The organism is Vreelandella arcis, assembly GCF_900103865.1.
GTDB lineage: Bacteria > Pseudomonadota > Gammaproteobacteria > Pseudomonadales > Halomonadaceae > Vreelandella > Vreelandella arcis.
This window is the reverse complement of record NZ_FNII01000008.1, coordinates 212532-230035: the sequence shown is the minus strand read 5'-3', so window position 1 is coordinate 230035 and position 17504 is coordinate 212532. Positions and strand designations below refer to the sequence as shown.

At 60.7% G+C, this 17504-nt stretch carries 15 protein-coding genes and 1 pseudogene; 4 read left to right on the top strand and 12 right to left on the bottom strand.

The window, feature by feature from the left end:
* The 3 genes from BLR97_RS11810 to BLR97_RS11800 form a co-directional block, all read left to right on the top strand.
* Positions 1–340, top strand: a 340-nt coding sequence (locus BLR97_RS11810; protein WP_139172935.1) for an IS30 family transposase, incomplete at its 5' end; no start/stop codon positions are given.
* Positions 341–510: 170 nt separating this feature from the next.
* Positions 511–1485 carry an ectoine hydroxylase gene (gene thpD, locus BLR97_RS11805; RefSeq protein ID WP_089706729.1) on the top strand — a complete coding sequence of 325 codons (975 nt, stop codon included), beginning with the start codon at positions 511–513 and terminating at the stop codon, positions 1483–1485.
* A gap of 104 nt (positions 1486–1589) precedes the next feature.
* On the top strand, positions 1590–2255 hold the full coding sequence (locus BLR97_RS11800; protein WP_089706728.1) for a fumarylacetoacetate hydrolase family protein: 666 nt from the start codon (positions 1590–1592) through the stop codon (positions 2253–2255).
* Positions 2256–2383: 128 nt separating this feature from the next.
* Here BLR97_RS11800 and BLR97_RS11795 read toward each other — a convergent pair whose 3' ends face one another.
* From BLR97_RS11795 to BLR97_RS11745, 11 genes are all read right to left on the bottom strand, one after another.
* Entirely contained in the window at positions 2384–3067 is a 684-nt protein-coding gene (locus BLR97_RS11795; protein ID WP_089706727.1) for an HAD-IA family hydrolase, read from the bottom strand.
* 67 nt (positions 3068–3134) lie between these two features.
* Positions 3135–4442, bottom strand: coding sequence for a TRAP transporter large permease (locus BLR97_RS11790; protein WP_089706726.1), 1308 nt, complete (start codon positions 4440–4442; stop codon positions 3135–3137).
* Positions 4439–5059, bottom strand: coding sequence for a TRAP transporter small permease (locus tag BLR97_RS11785; protein WP_089706725.1), 621 nt, complete (start codon positions 5057–5059; stop codon positions 4439–4441). The genes BLR97_RS11790 and BLR97_RS11785 overlap by 4 nt, the downstream gene beginning before the upstream one ends.
* A gap of 50 nt (positions 5060–5109) precedes the next feature.
* Positions 5110–6117, bottom strand: a complete 1008-nt coding sequence (locus BLR97_RS11780; protein ID WP_089706724.1) for a TRAP transporter substrate-binding protein — start codon at positions 6115–6117, stop codon at positions 5110–5112.
* Between the two features lie 62 nt (positions 6118–6179).
* The gene (locus BLR97_RS11775) at positions 6180–7271 is read right to left on the bottom strand and encodes a LacI family DNA-binding transcriptional regulator (RefSeq protein WP_089706723.1); all 1092 of its coding nucleotides are present in this window, start codon (positions 7269–7271) and stop codon (positions 6180–6182) included.
* Positions 7272–7361: 90 nt separating this feature from the next.
* Positions 7362–8351 carry a 2-hydroxyacid dehydrogenase gene (locus BLR97_RS11770; protein ID WP_089706722.1) on the bottom strand — a complete coding sequence of 330 codons (990 nt, stop codon included), beginning with the start codon at positions 8349–8351 and terminating at the stop codon, positions 7362–7364.
* Between the two features lie 10 nt (positions 8352–8361).
* A complete protein-coding gene (locus tag BLR97_RS11765; RefSeq protein WP_211605121.1) occupies positions 8362–9336 on the bottom strand; it encodes a sugar kinase in 975 nt (324 codons plus the stop codon).
* 42 nt (positions 9337–9378) lie between these two features.
* Positions 9379–10191 carry a sugar phosphate isomerase/epimerase family protein gene (locus BLR97_RS11760; protein ID WP_244511294.1) on the bottom strand — a complete coding sequence of 271 codons (813 nt, stop codon included), beginning with the start codon at positions 10189–10191 and terminating at the stop codon, positions 9379–9381.
* 21 nt (positions 10192–10212) lie between these two features.
* Positions 10213–11238, bottom strand: coding sequence for a LacI family DNA-binding transcriptional regulator (locus BLR97_RS11755; protein WP_089706721.1), 1026 nt, complete (start codon positions 11236–11238; stop codon positions 10213–10215).
* Positions 11239–11474: 236 nt separating this feature from the next.
* Positions 11475–13394 (bottom strand): biosynthetic arginine decarboxylase, encoded by a 1920-nt coding sequence (speA, locus tag BLR97_RS11750; RefSeq protein WP_089706720.1) that lies wholly within the window; start codon positions 13392–13394, stop codon positions 11475–11477.
* Positions 13391–14350, bottom strand: coding sequence for a homoserine kinase (locus tag BLR97_RS11745; protein ID WP_089706741.1), 960 nt, complete (start codon positions 14348–14350; stop codon positions 13391–13393). The genes speA and BLR97_RS11745 overlap by 4 nt, the downstream gene beginning before the upstream one ends.
* Positions 14351–14524: 174 nt before the next feature.
* Between BLR97_RS11745 and polA the strand changes: the two genes are divergently transcribed.
* Complete coding sequence (gene polA / locus BLR97_RS11740; protein WP_089706718.1) at positions 14525–17293, top strand: DNA polymerase I; 2769 nt, start codon at positions 14525–14527, stop codon at positions 17291–17293.
* A 70-nt stretch (positions 17294–17363) separates the two neighbouring features.
* Here polA and BLR97_RS11735 read toward each other — a convergent pair.
* Positions 17364–17501, bottom strand: a pseudogene (locus BLR97_RS11735) (type VI secretion system tube protein Hcp); the annotation flags it as partial.
* Between the last annotated feature and the right edge of the window lie 3 nt (positions 17502–17504).

Below are 17504 nucleotides of genomic sequence, written 5' to 3'. Positions count from 1 at the left end.
AGAACCACGCCGAGGCGCAGTGCAGACCATCACCTTGGATAACGGTTCGGAATTCGCTGAGCACCGACAGGTTGCCAAGGCCGTCTCGGCCAAGACCTATTTTTGTGACCCGTACCGCTCATGCCAGCGTGGTACCAATGAAAATACCAACGGCCTGATTCGCCAGTATTTCCCGAAAGGAACGGACTTCCGAAAGGTGAGCGACTCAGCACTGAGGAGAGTCGTTGCCAAGCTGAACAATCGCCCCAGAAAACGCTTGGGGTATCGGACACCGGCACAAGTGTTCCTGGGAGAGTATTCAGGGGCGCTAAAAACCGCAGGTGCTGCGCTTAATGTTTGAATTCAGGATGAAAGGGTGCGCTTGGTTAGAATGCCCAAAAAGAGTGAATTTTTTTCACGTAACCCACGTTACGAAACATGCATGTGTGACTTGCAGAGGAACTGAAGTTGTCTATCTTGTGCACTGCAAGATAATTGATCTGAAATTTAATCATACAAGGAGTGGATTAGATGGCAGTGAGCAACACACCTCTCAATGTTGTTAACGCGCATAAGCAGTACAGTGAAATGACGGATATACCGTCTGCCCAACCCGCGGTAGCAAAGGATGCTTATCCATCTCGGTTGGCAAATGCCCCCGCTTCACTCTGGCAGCCGCGCCAAGAAGCAGTGGTGAAAGGGCAGCATTTATCAGGCCCATTAAGCCAGGCGCAACTCGACGAGTTCGAACGCAAAGGGTTTCTGTTTATCCCCAACCTGATTACCGGTTCAGAGCTCGATGAGCTGCGTCGGGAAATGCAGTCACTGATGAATCACGATGCCTATCGTGACAAAGACTTTAGTATCACTGAACCTGAAAGCCAGGAAATCCGTTCGCTCTTTGCCGTGCATTTCCTCTCTGAGCGTTTGGGTGAATTGGCGCGCGATGAGCGCTTGGCGGGCGCTGCTCGGCAGCTAATCGGGGCGGATCCCTACGTGCATCAGTCACGTATTAACTACAAACCCGGGTTTGCCGGTAAGGGCTTTAATTGGCACTCGGACTTTGAGACATGGCACGCTGAAGATGGCATGCCCAACATGCATGCGGTGAGCGCGTCACTTATTCTGACGGATAATCACGAGTTTAATGGTCCGCTGATGTTGATCCCTGGTTCGCATAAAAAATTCGTGCCGTGCCTGGGTGAAACGCCGGAAGATAACTATAAGCGCTCGTTGAAAACCCAGGAAATCGGTGTGCCGAGTGAAGAAGCGCTAGCAGCGCTGGTCGCGGAGCACGGTATCGAAGCGCCCAAAGGCAAGGCTGGTGGGCTGCTGCTGTTTGACTGCAACACGCTGCACGCATCTAACGCCAACCTGTCCCCCGATCCGCGCAGCAACGTTTTCTTTGTGTTTAATCGTCCGGATAACCGTTGCCGTGCGCCTTTCGCAGCGCCAACCCGGCGCCCCGACTTCCTGGCCCACGGGGCAAACGACGCTTGGTCGTAAGTTAAGTCACTTTGTTTGACGACCAGAGAAATGTGGAACAATCGCATGGGTGGGGTAGACTGGTGCGCATCTAAATGTGCGCACCATAAGGAGTGAATCCCATCATGCGTTTTGTTCCCCAGTTTACGGATGGTCAAGCGTTTTCCCATGAGCTGGGCAAGGTTGTCTGTGTCGGTCGCAACTATGTCGACCACGCTAAAGAATTGGACAACCCGATTCCCAGTGAGCCACTGCTGTTTATCAAGCCAGCGACCAGCGTTGTGGATATCCAACAGCCGTTGTCTCCGCCTTTCAGTCGTGGCGAGGTTCACTACGAGGTCGAGTTAGCGCTGCTGGTGGGGAAAACGATCTGTGATGCAACACCGGATGAAGCCAGTGCGGCGATCATCGGACTCGGTTTGGCGCTTGATCTAACGCTGCGCGATGTACAAATGCAGCTAAAAGAGAAAGGCCATCCCTGGGAAATTGCCAAGGCATTTGACGGGGCGTGCCCGCTCTCGTCGTTTTTACCGTTAAACCGTGTACCTAATTGGAATGCGCTGGCGTTTACGCTGGAGATCGACGGTGAGGAGCGTCAGCACGGGGAAGGGGCCGATATGATTTTTACCATTCCCACTCTGGTCGCGGAAATGAGCCGTCATTTCACCTTAGAACCCGGCGACGTTATTTTAACAGGAACCCCTTCAGGGGTGGGTGAGCTGCCGCGGGGCGCCACGCTGCGTTTAACGCTAACCGGTGGTTTGGACGTTACGACGACCGTGGTGGAATAAACGCCACCGGCCTGAGAACCGGTAGCGCCTCTGGGCGATGATGTCTGCGCTGGCCCCGCCAGGGTTAGGCCCTGGCCGCACCCTTTGTTGCAGCCGGCAGGGTAAATATGGCCACCCGGCCATGCCGGTTAAAGTGGGTCAGGGACGCTCTCCTTTGTGGCGAGCTGGGCCACGGCAGTGGGTAGCTCGCCGGCGTGATGGATAGCGATGGCGCCGTCCGGCGTTGTTTCCTCACCGGGGAAGCGGTTGAGGTGGATTACCCGCATGCCGGCGGCCAGTCCGGCGGCCACGCCTACGGCGGCATCGTCGATCACCACGCAGTGCTCGGGGGCTTGGCCCATGGCCTCGGCGGCCTGACGGTAGAGGCCCGGATCGGGCTTCCACACGCCCAGGGTATAGGCGCTGTAGAGGTTGTCGCCGAAGTGGGATGCCAAGCCGGTGCTTTCCATGGCGCAGCGAATCTTGCGCTCCGGGCCGTTGGAGACCACCGCTTTGGGGTGGGCGGCCAGGGCCTCCAGTGCTTCCGGCATACCGTCGATGGGTAGCAGTTCGGCGCGCATGCGTTGTTCCATCAGGCGGCGCATCTCGCTCTCCAGCGACGGGAAGCGTTCTTCGTTCAGGGCGCCGTGGCGTTCGCCGAGGGTGTCGACGATGGTGCGGAAGCGTACGCCGCGGAACTCCTCCATGTATTGCCGGGCGGAAAAGGGCAGGTTGAAGGTTGGCAGGAGGTCGGCCATCACTTCGGCGAGCAGGCACTCGCTGTCGACCAGGGTGCCATCGGAGTCGAAGAGCAAGCAGAGCGGTAGGGGCATGAGGGCCTCTCGGTCGGTGAACAAAGAAACGCCGGTTCATCTTAGCAGGAACCGGCGTCGGGGTGGGTTAGACGAAGTCCGGCACCAGGGCGCGAGGAATCGCCAGGATCAACTGGGGGTAGACGATCAGCAGCAGGATCACCGCAAGCATCACCGCCAGGTAGAGCAGTGTGGTACCTAGCGCCTTGAGCAGCGGGATGCCGCCGATCTTGGCTGAGATCATCAGGCACAGCCCGTAGGGTGGCGTGATGAGTCCCAGGCCCAGCGCCATCACGCCGATCACCCCGAACTGCACCGGGTGGATGCCCGCCTGCATGGCCAACGGCATGAAGATCGGCGCCATGATCGCCATGGCGGGCAGCGAGTCCATAAAGGTGCCGATGAGCAGCATCACGGCGGTCATCACCAGCAGCAGCATCACCGGATCGGTGATGTTCACCCCGGCCATCAGTTTGGGGGGAATCTGGTAGAAACTGATCAGGTAACCGAAGATCGCCGCTCCCACCAGGCTGAACAGCGACAGCGAGCAGAGCCTAACGGTCGCCGTGGAGGAATCCAGGACATCGCGGAACGTGAGCTCGCGATAGACGAGAAAGCCCAGTGCCAGGGCGTAGAGTACGGCAATCATGGCCGCTTCGGTGGGGGTGACGATGCCCAGCGTGATGCCGCCGATGATCACCACCGGAATGCCCGCCGCCATCAGGCCGTCTTTGCCCGAGTGCAGCAGTTCGCGGAAGGTAGCTCGCGGTCGCACCGGCACGTTGTAGCGGCGCACATAGCCCAGGTTGAGTGCCAGCTGAGCGACGCCGATCATGATCCCGGGCAGGATGCCGCCCAGGAAAAGCCCGGCGATCGAGGTGTTGGTTAGGGCGCCCCACACGATCATGTTGATCGAGGGCGGGATAATGATGCCCATCACGGAGGAGGCGGCTGTAACGGCGACGGCGAAGTGCGTCGGATAGCCTTCACGCTTCATGGCCGGGATCAGTACCGTGCCTACGCCGGCGCTGTCGGCAGTCGAGGAGCCGGAAACGCCGGCGAACAGCATGCTGACCATGACGTTGACATGGGCCAGGGCACCTTTGAAGTGACCCACCAGCAACATGCATAGCGTGATCAAGCGATCGGTGATGCGTGCTGCGTTCATCAGATTGCCGGCCAGCAGGAAGAGTGGTACGGCCAGCAGCACGAAGGAGTCCATACCGTTGTACATGCGCTGGAAGAGCACCCAGGAGGTTAGTCGCGGGTCGAGCAGAATCAGGCTGAAAGAGGTCAGGATAAGCGCCATGGCGATGGGCACGCCCACCACAATGAACACGGCGAGCAGGCCGAAAAGCAGCCAGGGCAGTATGAACATCCAGTCGGCGGGCATCATAGGTGGGGCCCTCCCCGGTCGGATTTTTCCCTACTTCCGGGAGGTGGCTCGAGGCCTTCCACGCTGTTGCCAGGCGCACCGACCTCAAGTGTCTCGATCTCGCTCGGGGTGTTGAGCGAAGCTTCCATGGCGTCCATGCCGTGGAGCAGGGCATGTAGCAGGCGCTGTACACTGAACAACAAGATGAACACCCCGCTGACCATGAAGGTGGAATAGACGTAGATCATTGATAGCCCCGAGGCGGTGGCGTTACGGCGCAGCCCTGAGAGGGCGAATTCGTGGCCGTGGAAGATGAAGAGGATACCGATGGCCAGGCAAGCCAGGTCGCGGATTACCCGGGTAGCGAGATCGGCCCGCGAGCCGCGGGGGAAGGCCTCGAGCACGAAATGGTCGGCATGAAGCACCCCCACCGCAGCGCCCAGCATGACCATCCATTGGAAGGCGAAACGGCTGAACTCCTCGGTCCAGTAGAGGCTCGGCATGAAGGCCAGGTTTCGGCTGATCACTTGGTAGATGACCAGCAGGATGAAGCCCAGCACCAGCGACAGCAGAATCCAATGGAGCACACGCTCCAGGACCCGGTTGAGCTGTGCCAGGCCAGCGAGCAGTCGGGACATGGCGATTACCTATGGCAAGCGAGGCGCCGGCCAGGCCGGCGCCGGGTGGGTTATTTCGCGTTGACGATCATCTGGTGATACTCGGTCAGACCCATGTCGGCGATCACGCTCTCAAGCGGCCCCTCCACGGTCTCCATCATGGTCTCGCGATCCATCTCGTGCAGGGTGGCGCCCTCTTCGACCAACAGGTCGAGCGCCTCGGCGTCTTGCTCGAGTTGCACGTTGCGAGCGTAGCTAGCGGACTCGGCGGCGGCCTCCATCACCTGGTCTTGCTGGGACTCGTCGAGGCGATCCCAGGTCGCCTGGGAAAGTGTCAGCAGTCGCACCGTGATGTCGTGCTCGGAAAGGCCGATATGCGGCGCAACTTCGTGGAAGCGCATGCGGTGGATCCATTCCGCCTCATTGAGCAGACCGTCGATGGCACCCAGTTGCAGACCGGTGTATATCTCGCTCCACTCCATAACAGTGGGATCAGCGCCCAGCGCCTCCCAGGCGGTGATCAGCGGTTGGGTGGGGTTGGTGCGGATCTTTAAGCCTTCGAGATCGTCAAGGCTCTCCAGCGGCTCGGTGCTAACGACCTGACGCTTGCCGCCACCGTAGAAAGCCAGCACTCGCACATCGGTCTCTGCTGTGATCTGGTCGGCGATCGCGCGCCCCACCTCGCCGTCGAGTACTTGGCGCCAGTGCTCCTCGTCGCGATACAGGAAGGGGATCGAGAAAACGTTGGCGGTGGGTGAAAAGTCGGTGATCAGGCCAGGATTGATGATCGACACGTCGAGGGCGCCGGCCATCTGCTGTTCAAACATTTCGGTCTCGTGACCGAGCACCGAGTTGCCCATGATCTGGACGCCGATCTCACCGTCGCTGGCCTCGGTAAGCAGCTCCTTGAAGCGCTCGGCGCCCAGTTGGTAAGCGGTGTCTTCGGTGCCGCCGTGGCCGAAGCGCAGGTCCAAGGCTTGGGCGGTGCCCGCGAAACCGAGGGCGGCGGTGGCCAGTAGGGCGGTGCCCAGTAGTCCACGGGTGGTAGTGCGGTTTGGATCGATCCATTTCTGAGTCATGATAATACCTTGTTGTTGTCGTCGCTCTAGGCGTTGGTGAGTGGCGGACGTGGGATAAGACGCTAGGCGTGTTCCCCGGCTGCAGGGTCGGGTACTGCTGCGTCTGACGCGGGCCTGGCGGCCCCGCAGGAGTCGCGAACCTGCAGCCGGGGCGCCAGCACGACTTGTTCCCGTGCGCCCGCCGGGTTGGCGATGCGCCGCAGCGCTAAGCGCGCGGCCTCCTCGCCGATTGCATGAGGATGGGTGGCGATGCTGGTCAGCGCCGGGTCACCCAGGCTTGCTTCCTCGACGTCGTCGGTGCCGATCACCGCGCAGTCGACGCCGGGTACTAGCCCTAGACGCTTCAGGCCGAGCATAGCGCCAAAGGCCACCAGGTCGTTGTGGCAGACCACGGCCGTGGGCGCCGGTGACTCGGCCATCAGCTTCTCAATCATGTCGACGCCATCGCGGCGGGTCACGGTGGAACGCAACAGGCGCTGGTAAGCGAGCTGGTGGTGTTCCAGCGATTCCCGATAGCCCTGCCAACGCTCGCGGGTTGCCGAGTGCTCGCTGTGGCCGCCAAGGAAGGCGATACGACGGTGCCCTAGGGCCACCAGGTGGTTCATTGCCTGGCAGACCCCTTGGTGGAAATTGGCGCCGGCATAGTCGAAGGGCGGCTCGCCTACGTGGCGCAGCACCTGCACGCAGGCCATGCCCCAGTCGTCGAGGGTGTCGATCAGTGCCGGGTCGGTACCCTCAGCAGGGCACAGCAGGATGCCGTCGACCTGGTGTTCGCGCATGCGCTCCAAAAAGCGTTGCTGGCGCGCTGGCGAGTCCTCGCTGTTGGCCAGGAAGGAGACGTAGCCCTCGCGGTTCAGGGCGGCATCGATACCGGCCACCATGGCGCCGAAGAAGGGGTTGGCGATGTCGTAAACCACTACCCCCAGGGTCGAGGTACGGCTGCCGCGCAAGGCCGCCGCGCCGCGGTTATAGACGTAGCCCAATGCCTTGATCGAACGCTGAACCTTTAGCCGAGTTCGCTCGGCGACCAGCGGGCTCTCGCGCAGCACCAGTGATACCGTCGAGCGGGACACCCCGGCGTGGGCGGCGATGTCCTGCAGGGTCACGCTGGCGCTATCGCGCTGATCCTGTCGGGGCGAGGCATCCTGGCGCATGGTGTCTCCGTATGGTTGTTTTTAGATTGATCTAAAACTTAGCTGATACGATGGGTTCCTACCAATCGTCTTTAGTCTAAGGCCGCCCGATCAAGCGCCGTTGCGCGACTCCCAGGCCTTTTCGTTGACTAGGCTGATGGGGTGTTCACCAGAGAGCGCCAGGATGAGGTTGTCCACCGCCCGCTGGGCCATGGCGTCGCGGGTCTCGTGGGTCGCCGAGCCGATGTGCGGTAGGGCCACCACGTTGGCCATGTGAGGCAGCGGTGACGCCTGCGACAGGGGTTCGCGCTCGTAGACATCGAGGCCGGCGGCGTGGATGCCCCCTGTCTCCAGCGCCTCGATCAGCGCCGCCTCGTCCACCACTGGGCCACGGGCGATGTTGATCAGGATCGCCGAGGACTTCATGCGCGCGAGCTCATCAGCGCCGATCAGATGGCGGGTGGCCTCGGAGAGGGGAACGGTGACGCACACGAAATCGGATTCGGCGAGCAGCTCGTCAAGCTCGCGGCGTTCAGCGCCCAGTTCCGCTTCCAGGGCTGGCTTGGGCGAGGCCATGGCGTAGCGCACCTGCATGCCAAATCCCAGGGCGCCGCGCCGGGCCACGGCGGCGCCGATGCGCCCGAAGCCTACCAGGCCGAGAGTCTTGCCGTGCACGTCGCTGCCGAAGTGTTCAGGGCCAATGCTCTTCTGCCAGTCGCCGCGCCTAACGAAGTCGGCCAGCTCCACGACCCGGCGAGCGGTTGCCATGATCAGCGCGAAGCCGGTGTCAGCAGTGGTTTCGGTGAGCACGTCCGGGGTGTTACACAGCAGGATGCCGTGCTTTGTCAGTGCGTCCACCGGGTAGTTGTCATAGCCCACTGAGATGCTGGCGATAGCCTCTAGGTTGGGAGCCTCATCGAGCAGCTCTGCGGGGATCGTTACACTGGAGCCAATCAGGCCATGGGCCTCGGGCAGCGCGGCACGGAACTCGGGATCATCTGCCGAGGCGAGGCCGTGAAACTGCTGAACCTCGAACTCGCGGGACAGCTGGGCCAGTTGGGCTTCGCTCAGGCGGCCGTAGGCTAGGATGCGCTTCTTCATGTAGGTCTCCTTATTGAGGTGTAGATGCCAGTGTTTCGAGTTGGGTGCGATCGGGTAGGCCTTCCATGTCGCCGCGTACCTGCACTGCTAGGGCGCCGACCAGATTGCCGCGCTGCAGTGCTTCCCGAGTCGAGAGGCCGTCGAGCAGAGCGCTGATCACGCCTACTGCAAAGCCGTCACCGGCGCCCACGGTGTCGACAACCTCGGCCACCGGTACGCCGGGAACGGTAAAGTCGGCCTGCTTGCCTCCCAGGTTACCGCGATAGTAACTGCCCTGGGGGCCGAGCTTGATGATGACCGCCTGGGCGCCGCGCTCCAGGTAGAAATCGGCGATCGCCTCGGGGCTGTCGCGGCCGGTTAGCAGGCGGCCCTCGGCCAGGCCGGGCAGTACCCAGTCGGCGCGCGCGGCCAGGGCGTTGAGGGTGTCGCGCATCTCGGCCTCGCTGTTCCATAGGCTGGGGCGCAGGTTGGGGTCGAAGGAGAGGCTGGCGCCAGCGTTTCGGGCCCGCTCAAACATGGTCTCGGCAAGCTCGCGGGCGCTCGATGAGAGCGCTGGGGGGATGCCGGTAGCGTGCAGGTGGCGCAGCGCCGAGAAGTCGACGCCGTCGGCGTCCGTCGGCGCCAAATGGCTAGCGGCACTGCCACGACGGACGTATTCCACGTGGGGATCGGCACCATCCTGGGCAAGTTCCTTGAACACCAGGCCAGTGGGGTGCTTGGGGTCAGTGCGCAGGTGTCGGCAGTCCAGCCCCTCGGCTTCCAGGGCGCGGCGAATGAAGCTGCCGAAGCTATCGTTGCCTACCCGGCTTAGCCAGCCGACATGGAAACCCAGGCGGGCCAAGCCGATGGCCACGTTGGTGTCGGCGCCTGCGATGCGGCGCTGGAAATGCTCGACACCTGCCAGCTCGCCGGGATCCTCGGCGACGAACATCGTCATGGCCTCGCCGAAGGCGAGGATCTCGGGAGGTGCGGAAGGTGGGGTCATGGCAGTCTCCTATGTCATGGGTGCTATGTCATGGATGGGTTATCAGAGGCGGCGCAGCCGCGCCACTTGTGCCGCCGTGAGGGCGGTCAGATCCTGGCCCTGTAAGGGGTATTCGGCGGTGCGCGGCAGTTGGGCGGGTAAGTGCGTCAGCAGTGTACGCCAGTCGGAAAGCTCACCGTCGCCGGGCACGCCGGCCTCGAGGCGCCCATCATCGCGCACGACCCCCTTGCAGTGAAGATAGCGTACGAAGGGCCCCAGGCGCCGTGCCGCGTCTAGGGGATCGGTGCCGGTCCAGTGCCAGTTGCCAATGTCAAACGTCATGCCTAGCGGGCAGTCCGCTGCCGCGGCGTCTTCCAAGCAGGTGGCGAGGGGCTCCAGGGTGCCGCTTTCGTGGGTCTGATCGTTTTCTACCAGTAGCGGCGGGCCGGCGGCGAGGCGTTCGCGCAGCGCCGCCCAGTCGACCTGAGCCCCACCGGTGTAATGTCCCATGGGGACTTTGAGCGCGACTGCGCCCAGGGCAACAGCCTCGCCAAGTTGCTCGTCCAGGTTCGCGGCGAAGCGGTCGGCTTCCCAAAGTCTTTCGGGGGCGGAATAAACGACCGCCAGGCCCATATCGGCGCAGGCTCGGCCAAGGTCGGTAAAATCCGCGAAGCCAGCTGGCAGCAGTTCACGGCGGATCTCCACACCGTCGGCCCCGGCCGCGGCGAGCCACGATAGCACCTCGCTATGGCCGTGGGTGGCGATAGCCTCGTGGCCATAGGCGGAGGTGGCGATCAGGACGGCGGGGGGCTCCGACGCGCCGGGCAGTAATGGTGGGAACGGTACCATTTGAGTGTTGGAGGTTAGGCTGGGCATAGGGATTCTCGAATAGGTGGATTAGCGGCGGGTAGAGCCGCGTGGGATCAGGCTGGCTTGGAAATGCACTCGGCGCGCTGGGGCAATGCGCTCACCACCTCCCTCACGGCGGCGCATTAGGCACTCAACGGCAGCACGACCGATTGCCTCGGTGGGCTGGGCCAGCGTGGTGATGCCGGGGCCGACCAGCTCGCACCAGTCGAGCTCGTCGATGCCCAACAGTCCGACCTCGCCGAGGCGCGCGCCGAGGGCCCGGAGGGCTCGGGTGGCGGCCAGGGTGGCATTGCCGTTGGCGCACAGTACCGCCCGGGGCACCGTGCTGGGGCGTGCCACGAAATCGCCAATGGCATGGTGCAGAGCCTCGGTATCGCCGAGGGGCCGGCAATGCACCTCACCGGCCAGGCCACGCGCCGCGATCCCCTGATGGAAGCGTGTCAGGCGTGTCTGGCGTGGACTGGCCTGCTCCGGGGGTTCGCTAAGGTAAAGCAGTTCGCCATAACCCTGGGCCTGGAGGTGGTTCAGAGCCATGTCGAGCGCTCGTACGTTGTCGAGTCCCACCACTTCAGCCTCTACCTCGCCCAGCTCTCGCTCGAGGAGTACCAGGGGGGTGCCCTGTTCGACCAGCGCCTGCAGTTCCCGATCCGGGCTGCCGACGGCGTTGATGACCAGGCCCTCGACACGATACGAGGCGAGTAGGGCGAGGTGCTCACGTTCCTGGGCCGGGTCATTGTCGGTGTTGCACACCATCAGTGACAGGCCGCGCTCGCGGCAGGCCTGTTCTACACCGTGCATCACCGCCACAGAGAAGGGATTGCGGATGTCCGCCACCAGCATCCCAATCAGCCTCGAGCGCCCCCCCTTAAGGCCGCTGGCCATCCGATTGGGGCGGTAGCCCAGGCGCTGGGCAGCGGCGGCAATGCGCGTCTGCATGTCCGGAGAGAGCCGCTCGCGCTCTTCACTGAAGTAGCGGGAAACGCTGGTCTTGGAAGCCCTGGCCTCGCGTGCGACCTCGAGGATCGTTGTGCGTTGTTGAGTGGTTGTTGGCATTTTATCTCTACAAATGGAACCGTTCCCATCGTAGATCCATGACGGTGATAAGGCAAATGCCCATCACCCTGGAAGGTTTATTTTTAGCCTGTTAAATAAAATTATACTTTTTTGTGGTGGGATTACAGAATGTGGTGACAGAGGTGGTTATTGGCGGGAACTGGCAGCAAAAATAAAAAATTCCTCTAACCTTTTGTATTAGAGGAATAAAAAATAGCTATCTTCTTACCGAGCCGTTACTCAAGATACGTGTAGCCTTCTAAGCCGTCGCTTAAGCTAGCTGCAAAGCGCGCCTGCTCTTGAGTAGAAAAGCCGCTGGTAATCAATTGTTCCGTGAGTTTTTGCTTTAATACCCGTGCGTCGAAATTTACGTAGCCAAGCACATCGGCCACCGTGTCGCCGGCCTGGTGATTGGTCAGCACCCATTCGCCGTTGGAGCCGAGGGCGGCATCCACCGAGTCGGTATCGCCAAATAAGTTGTGCAAATCCCCCAGAATTTCTTGATAAGCCCCGACGAGGAAAAAACCTAACCAGCGTTCGTCATCCGTTGCCCACTCGGGAATGGGGAGCGTACTTTCGACGCCCTGGCCGTCTACATAGTTATCGATGCGGCCGTCCGAGTCGCAGGTGATGTCCTGGATAACCGCGCGACGGGTCGGTGGTTGATCCAGTCCGCTTAACGGCAGCACCGGGAAGATTTGCTCAATGCCCCACACGTCGGGTACCGACTGGAACAGCGAAAAATTGACGAACAGCTTATCGGCCAACTTATCGGCGAGCTCATCCAGGATTTCGCGGTGAGCGCGGTTGCGGGTGTCGAGCTGGTCGCGCAGTCGCGCGCACGCGGCCATATAGACGCGTTCACCCTCAGCGCGGGCGTTGATCGTGTTCAGTCCCATCACGAAGCGATCCTGAAGCTCACTCACCGCTTGCAAGAGATCGTGCCACGCTTCTACCAACACGCGAGGTTCTTGGGGCTCGGATAACTGCTCAAAGACACCCCACAATGCCTCAACCTGTGGGTCGTTCTGAAGCGAGCGCTCGGGTGGGGTAGCGTCGATGCGTTCGTCGCCGATCACGTTGGTAATCAACACCGCGTGATGGGCGGTGAGTGCTCGGCCAGATTCGCTAATTAAGTGCGGCTGGGGCAGGTTGGCTTCTTGGCACAGTTGGGCAAATGCGCTGACCACGTTGCGAGCATACTCGCGCATCGAGTAGTTGGCCGAGCAGTCGCTGCGCGAACGCGTGCCTTCGTAGTCAATGCCTAAGCCCCCGCCGACATCGACGGTGTCAATGGGCGCGCCCAGACTTATCAGGTTTTGGTAAAAGCGGGCACACTCGCGCAGGCCGCGCTGGATATCGCGGATATTGGCAATCTGTGAGCCCAGGTGGAAATGCACGAGTTGCAGGCTTGCCAGGGCATCCTGGGAGCGTAGTGTGTCGACCACTTCCAAAATCTGGCTGGCGGTTAGGCCGAACTTGGATTTTTCACCGCCGGTGTTTTGCCATTTGCCTTTGCCCACCGAGGCAAGCCGCGCACGCAGGCCAATGCGTGGAGTCACGTCAAGCTCGCGGGCTTCCTCTAAAATCATCGCCAGTTCTGAAAGCTTTTCCACCACCAGATAAACCCGGTGGCCGAGCTTTTCGCCTAGCAAGGCCAGGCGGATGTATTCGCGATCCTTATAGCCATTGCATACGATCAGCGAAGAGCCACCGTCCGATAAGGCGAGTACCGCCAGTAGTTCAGGCTTGCTGCCGGCCTCAAGTCCAACACGGCCATTGCCCCGTTCGGCGGTGGCCAAAATTTCTTCTACGACGCGCCGCTGCTGGTTAACCTTGATGGGGTAAACCGCTGTATAGCCGCCGCGGTAGTCGCTATCCTGCATCGCCATATCGAAGGCACCGCAAAGCTGTTCCACGCGGTCATGCAGGATATCGCTAAAGCGTACCAGCACAGGCAGGCGTAGACCGGCGGCCTGAAGTTGGCGAACTAAGCCGCTAATCGGCAACGCTGGGCCTTCCGCGTTGCTGCCTAGCGGGCGCACCAGCGCTTGGCCGTGGTCATCCACGTCGAAGTAACCGCTGCCCCACTGGTCAATGTTCCAGGTGCGGCGGGCACGTAGGGCCGAGGGGCTGGTGGCGGCTATCTCACTCATGAAGACACCTTGGGTAGCGGCAACGCGCCTTTGGCTATGCGCGTTTTTAGAATGGTACGGAAGCGCTCGGGATCATGGGGCGTTAAGTCGTGGGCGGGCGGGTCAACATAAACAACCAGCAGACGCGATAGCCAATAGCGCAGCGCAGTCATGCGCAACATGGTCGGCCACAGCGCTTGCTCATCCGCCGTTAGGGCGCGACGCGCCTGATAAGCGCTCAAGATGGCCTCATAGCGTTCGCTACTCAGCGAGCCGTCTTGGTTGGAAGCCCAGTCGTTAATCACAATGGCCAAGTCAAACAGCAAATCCCCTGTGCAGCCATTATAAAAATCGATAATACCGCCGAGCGTATCGCCTTCAAACAGCGTGTTATCGCGGAATAAGTCGCCGTGTAGCGCGCCTTGCGGCAGTTCGTCGTGCTGGGCGAACGCGCTTTCGAAATCATCGACCTCGTCTTTCATTAACATTTGGTCGTCTGGGCTTAAGTAGGTCAGCACTTTGTGATGCATCACGCGCAGCCAATGCAGGTCTCGCGGGTTGGGGCGGTGCCCAGGGAAGCGCTTGGAAACCACGTGCATCCGCCCGAGGGTATCGCCGAGTGCCTGGCATTGGCTGAGGTTGGGTGCCTCGGGATGGCGCCCCGGCAAGCGCGGAAATAGCAGCGCCGGCTTATGGGCCAGGCTGTGCAGTGAGATACCGTCGCGGTCGTGCACCGTGCCCGGAACCGGCAGGCGATGCTCATCCAAATAGTCGAGTAACTCGACAAAAAACGGCAGCTCGGCATGCTCGCCTTGCTCGAACAGGGTTAATACCAATTCGCGGCGGTCGGTGGTCACAAAAAAGGTCGAATTTTCGGTGCCGGCCGCCACGCCCTTGAGCGAAACGAAGTTACCTACATCAAATTTTTCTAAAAACGTAGCGACCTGTGCGTCGCTAAGCGGGGTGAATACAGCCATGAGAATCTCGCCCAGGTTGCTAAGCCCATTATTGTAGCGGCTTGATGCCACAGTTGGCAGCGTTGTGTCATGTTGAAGTACGCCATTGAACTATCTTGGGTCTGCAGCGTAGGCGTTGAACGCGTATCATGGCGAGCAGACTTTCTTACTGTTTGCTCACAATGGAATTTGGTTATGGCCCGTGCTCCGATCGTGCTTGTCGATGGCTCCTCGTACCTTTATCGCGCGTTTCATGCGCTGCCGCCTTTAACGACCTCTAACGGCCAGCCCACGGGGGCCGTTAAGGGTGTGCTGAACATGCTCAAACGGCTGATCAAAGATTACCCCGAAAGCCCTATGGCGGTGGTGTTCGACGCGCCGGGAAAAACCTTTCGCGATGAGCTGTATAGCGAATACAAAGCGCATCGCCCGCCGATGCCCGACGACCTGCGCAGCCAAATCAAGCCACTCCATGCCTGCGTGAAAGCCCTTGGCCTGCCGCTGTTATGCATCGACGGCGTCGAAGCGGACGACGTGATTGGCACCTTGGCCCACCACGCCACCCAGGCGGGGCGCGATGCGGTCATCTCCACCGGCGATAAAGACATGGCGCAGCTGGTAAACGCTCATATCACGCTGGTCAACACCATGAAGGACGAAACCCTCGACGAAGCAAGGGTTGAAGAGAAGTTTGGCCTGCCGCCGGCGCTGATTATCGACTTTCTCGCTCTGATGGGCGACAAGGTGGATAACATCCCCGGCGTGCCTGGGGTGGGGGAAAAGACCGCTATTGGCCTGCTACAGGGCATGGGCGGCGGGCTCGATACCATCTACGATGATTTGGAGCGGGTAAAAACGCTGTCATTCCGTGGCGCAAAAACGCTTCCCAAGAAGCTTGAGGAAAACCGCGAGCAGGCGTTTCTCTCCTACCAGCTCGCCACGATCAAAGTCGACTGCGACCTGCCGGTGGGGCTGGACGACCTGGATATCGCCCATCCCGACCGCGAAGCGCTGGTAGAACTTTACAAAGAGATGGAGTTTAAGCAGTGGCTCGGTGAGCTGCTCGAGGGCAAAGACGAAGGCGTTGATGACGTAAAGGGTGGCGAGCCGGCATCCGCCGATGCGGTCGACGATAGCCCGGCGCCTGCCCCCAGTGAGCGTCATGATCACGTCATCGTCAGCCAAAGCGAATTCGACGCTTGGCTTGAGCGGCTCAAAAAAGCGGAGCGCTTCTGCTTCGACCTGGAAACCACCAGCCTCAATTACATGGAGGCGGAAATCGTCGGCATCGGCCTGGCACTGGAGGCTGGTGAAGCCGCCTATATTCCGCTTGCCCACGACTATCTGGATGCCCCCCAGCAGCTTGATCGTAAAGCCGTGCTGGCCGCGCTAAAACCGCTGCTCGAAGACCCGCAGAAAACCAAAATCGGCCAAAACCTCAAGTACGATATTTCCGTACTGGCGAACTACGACATTAGCGTGTCAGGGCCGCTGGCCGACACCATGCTGGCCTCCTATGTACTGAACTCCACCGCCACCCGCCACGACATGGACTCGCTGGCGCTGAAGTACCTGGGCGAAACCACCATCTCGTTTGAGGAGATCGCCGGAAAAGGCGCCAAGCAACTGACCTTTAACCAGATAGCCCTGGAGCAGGCGGCGCCATATGCCTGTGAAGACGTGGATATTACCCTGCGACTGCAAGAGACGTTGCGCCCCCAGGTCGAGCGAGAGGGCCGCTTGGCCGAGGTGCTGGACACCCTTGAGCTGCCGCTGATCAGCGTGCTCTCGCGCATTGAACGCAACGGCGTGGCTTTGGATGCTGAGCGCCTCCATGAACAGAGCCAGCAGCTAGACACCCGGATTCGCGAACTTGAAAGTCAGGCGTATGAACTGGCGGGCCGTGAGTTCAACCTGGGTTCGCCCAAACAGCTGGGGCAGATTCTGTTTGAAGAACAGAAAATCCCGGTACTCAAAAAGACCCCCAAAGGTGCGCCCTCCACGGCAGAAGCGGTGCTTGAAGAACTGGCACTGGATTACCCACTGCCCAAGGTGATTATGCAGCATCGCGGGCTGGCCAAGCTGAAGTCCACCTACACCGATAAGCTGCCGCGCCTGCTCAATAAAGCCACCGGGCGGGTGCATACCAGCTACCACCAAGCGGTGACGGCCACCGGGCGGCTATCGTCGTCCGATCCCAATCTGCAGAACATCCCGATCCGCACCGAAGAAGGCCGCAAGATTCGCCAGGCGTTCGTGGCTCGCCCCGGCTATCGCATCGTCGCGGCCGACTACTCGCAGATCGAACTGCGCATCATGGCGCACCTCTCGGAGGACAAGGGGCTGCTGGAAGCGTTTGCCGAGGGGCGCGATATTCATACCGCTACCGCTGCGGAAGTGTTTGGCACCTCGCTTGAAAAAGTCTCCGGTGATCAGCGGCGCAGCGCCAAAGCCATCAACTTCGGCTTGATCTATGGGATGAGCGCCTGGGGTCTTTCACGCCAGTTGCACATTGAGCGTAATCAAGCGCAAACCTACATCGACCGCTACTTTGACCGCTATCCGGGCGTGGCGCGCTACATGGAGCGTATTCGCAGCCAGGCAGCGGAAGACGGCTTTGTGGAAACTGTATTCGGGCGCCGTCTCTACCTACCCGAAATTCACTCCCAAAACCGTAACCGGCGTCAGGGAGCGGAGCGCACCGCGATCAACGCGCCCATGCAAGGCACGGCGGCCGATATCATTAAGCAAGCGATGATTGATGTGGACGCCTGGCTGGCAGAGGGGGAATTTGACGCGCTGATGGTCATGCAGGTGCACGACGAACTGGTATTTGAAGTGGCCGAGGCTCAGGTAGACGCCTTTATCCAACAGATTCAGCAGCGTATGCAAGGCGCCGCGCAACTGAGCGTGCCGCTTATTGTAGAAGCGGAAAGCGGTAACAACTGGGACGAAGCCCACTAAGGGCCGCTTAGGTGAGCCGTTGGCGATAAAACCCATGCGTAGCCTTTGCAGGCTACGCATGGCGAGGCGCTTAGCTCTCGATGGGCGCGCGCCAGTCGTCAGAGCCTGAAGTGCCCGCAACGGTATGTTCCCAATCAATCTTACGATAAGACAGGGACACATCCATTAGCTGAGTAAACTCAGATTTGGTGACGTCTTGAGCATGCGGTGC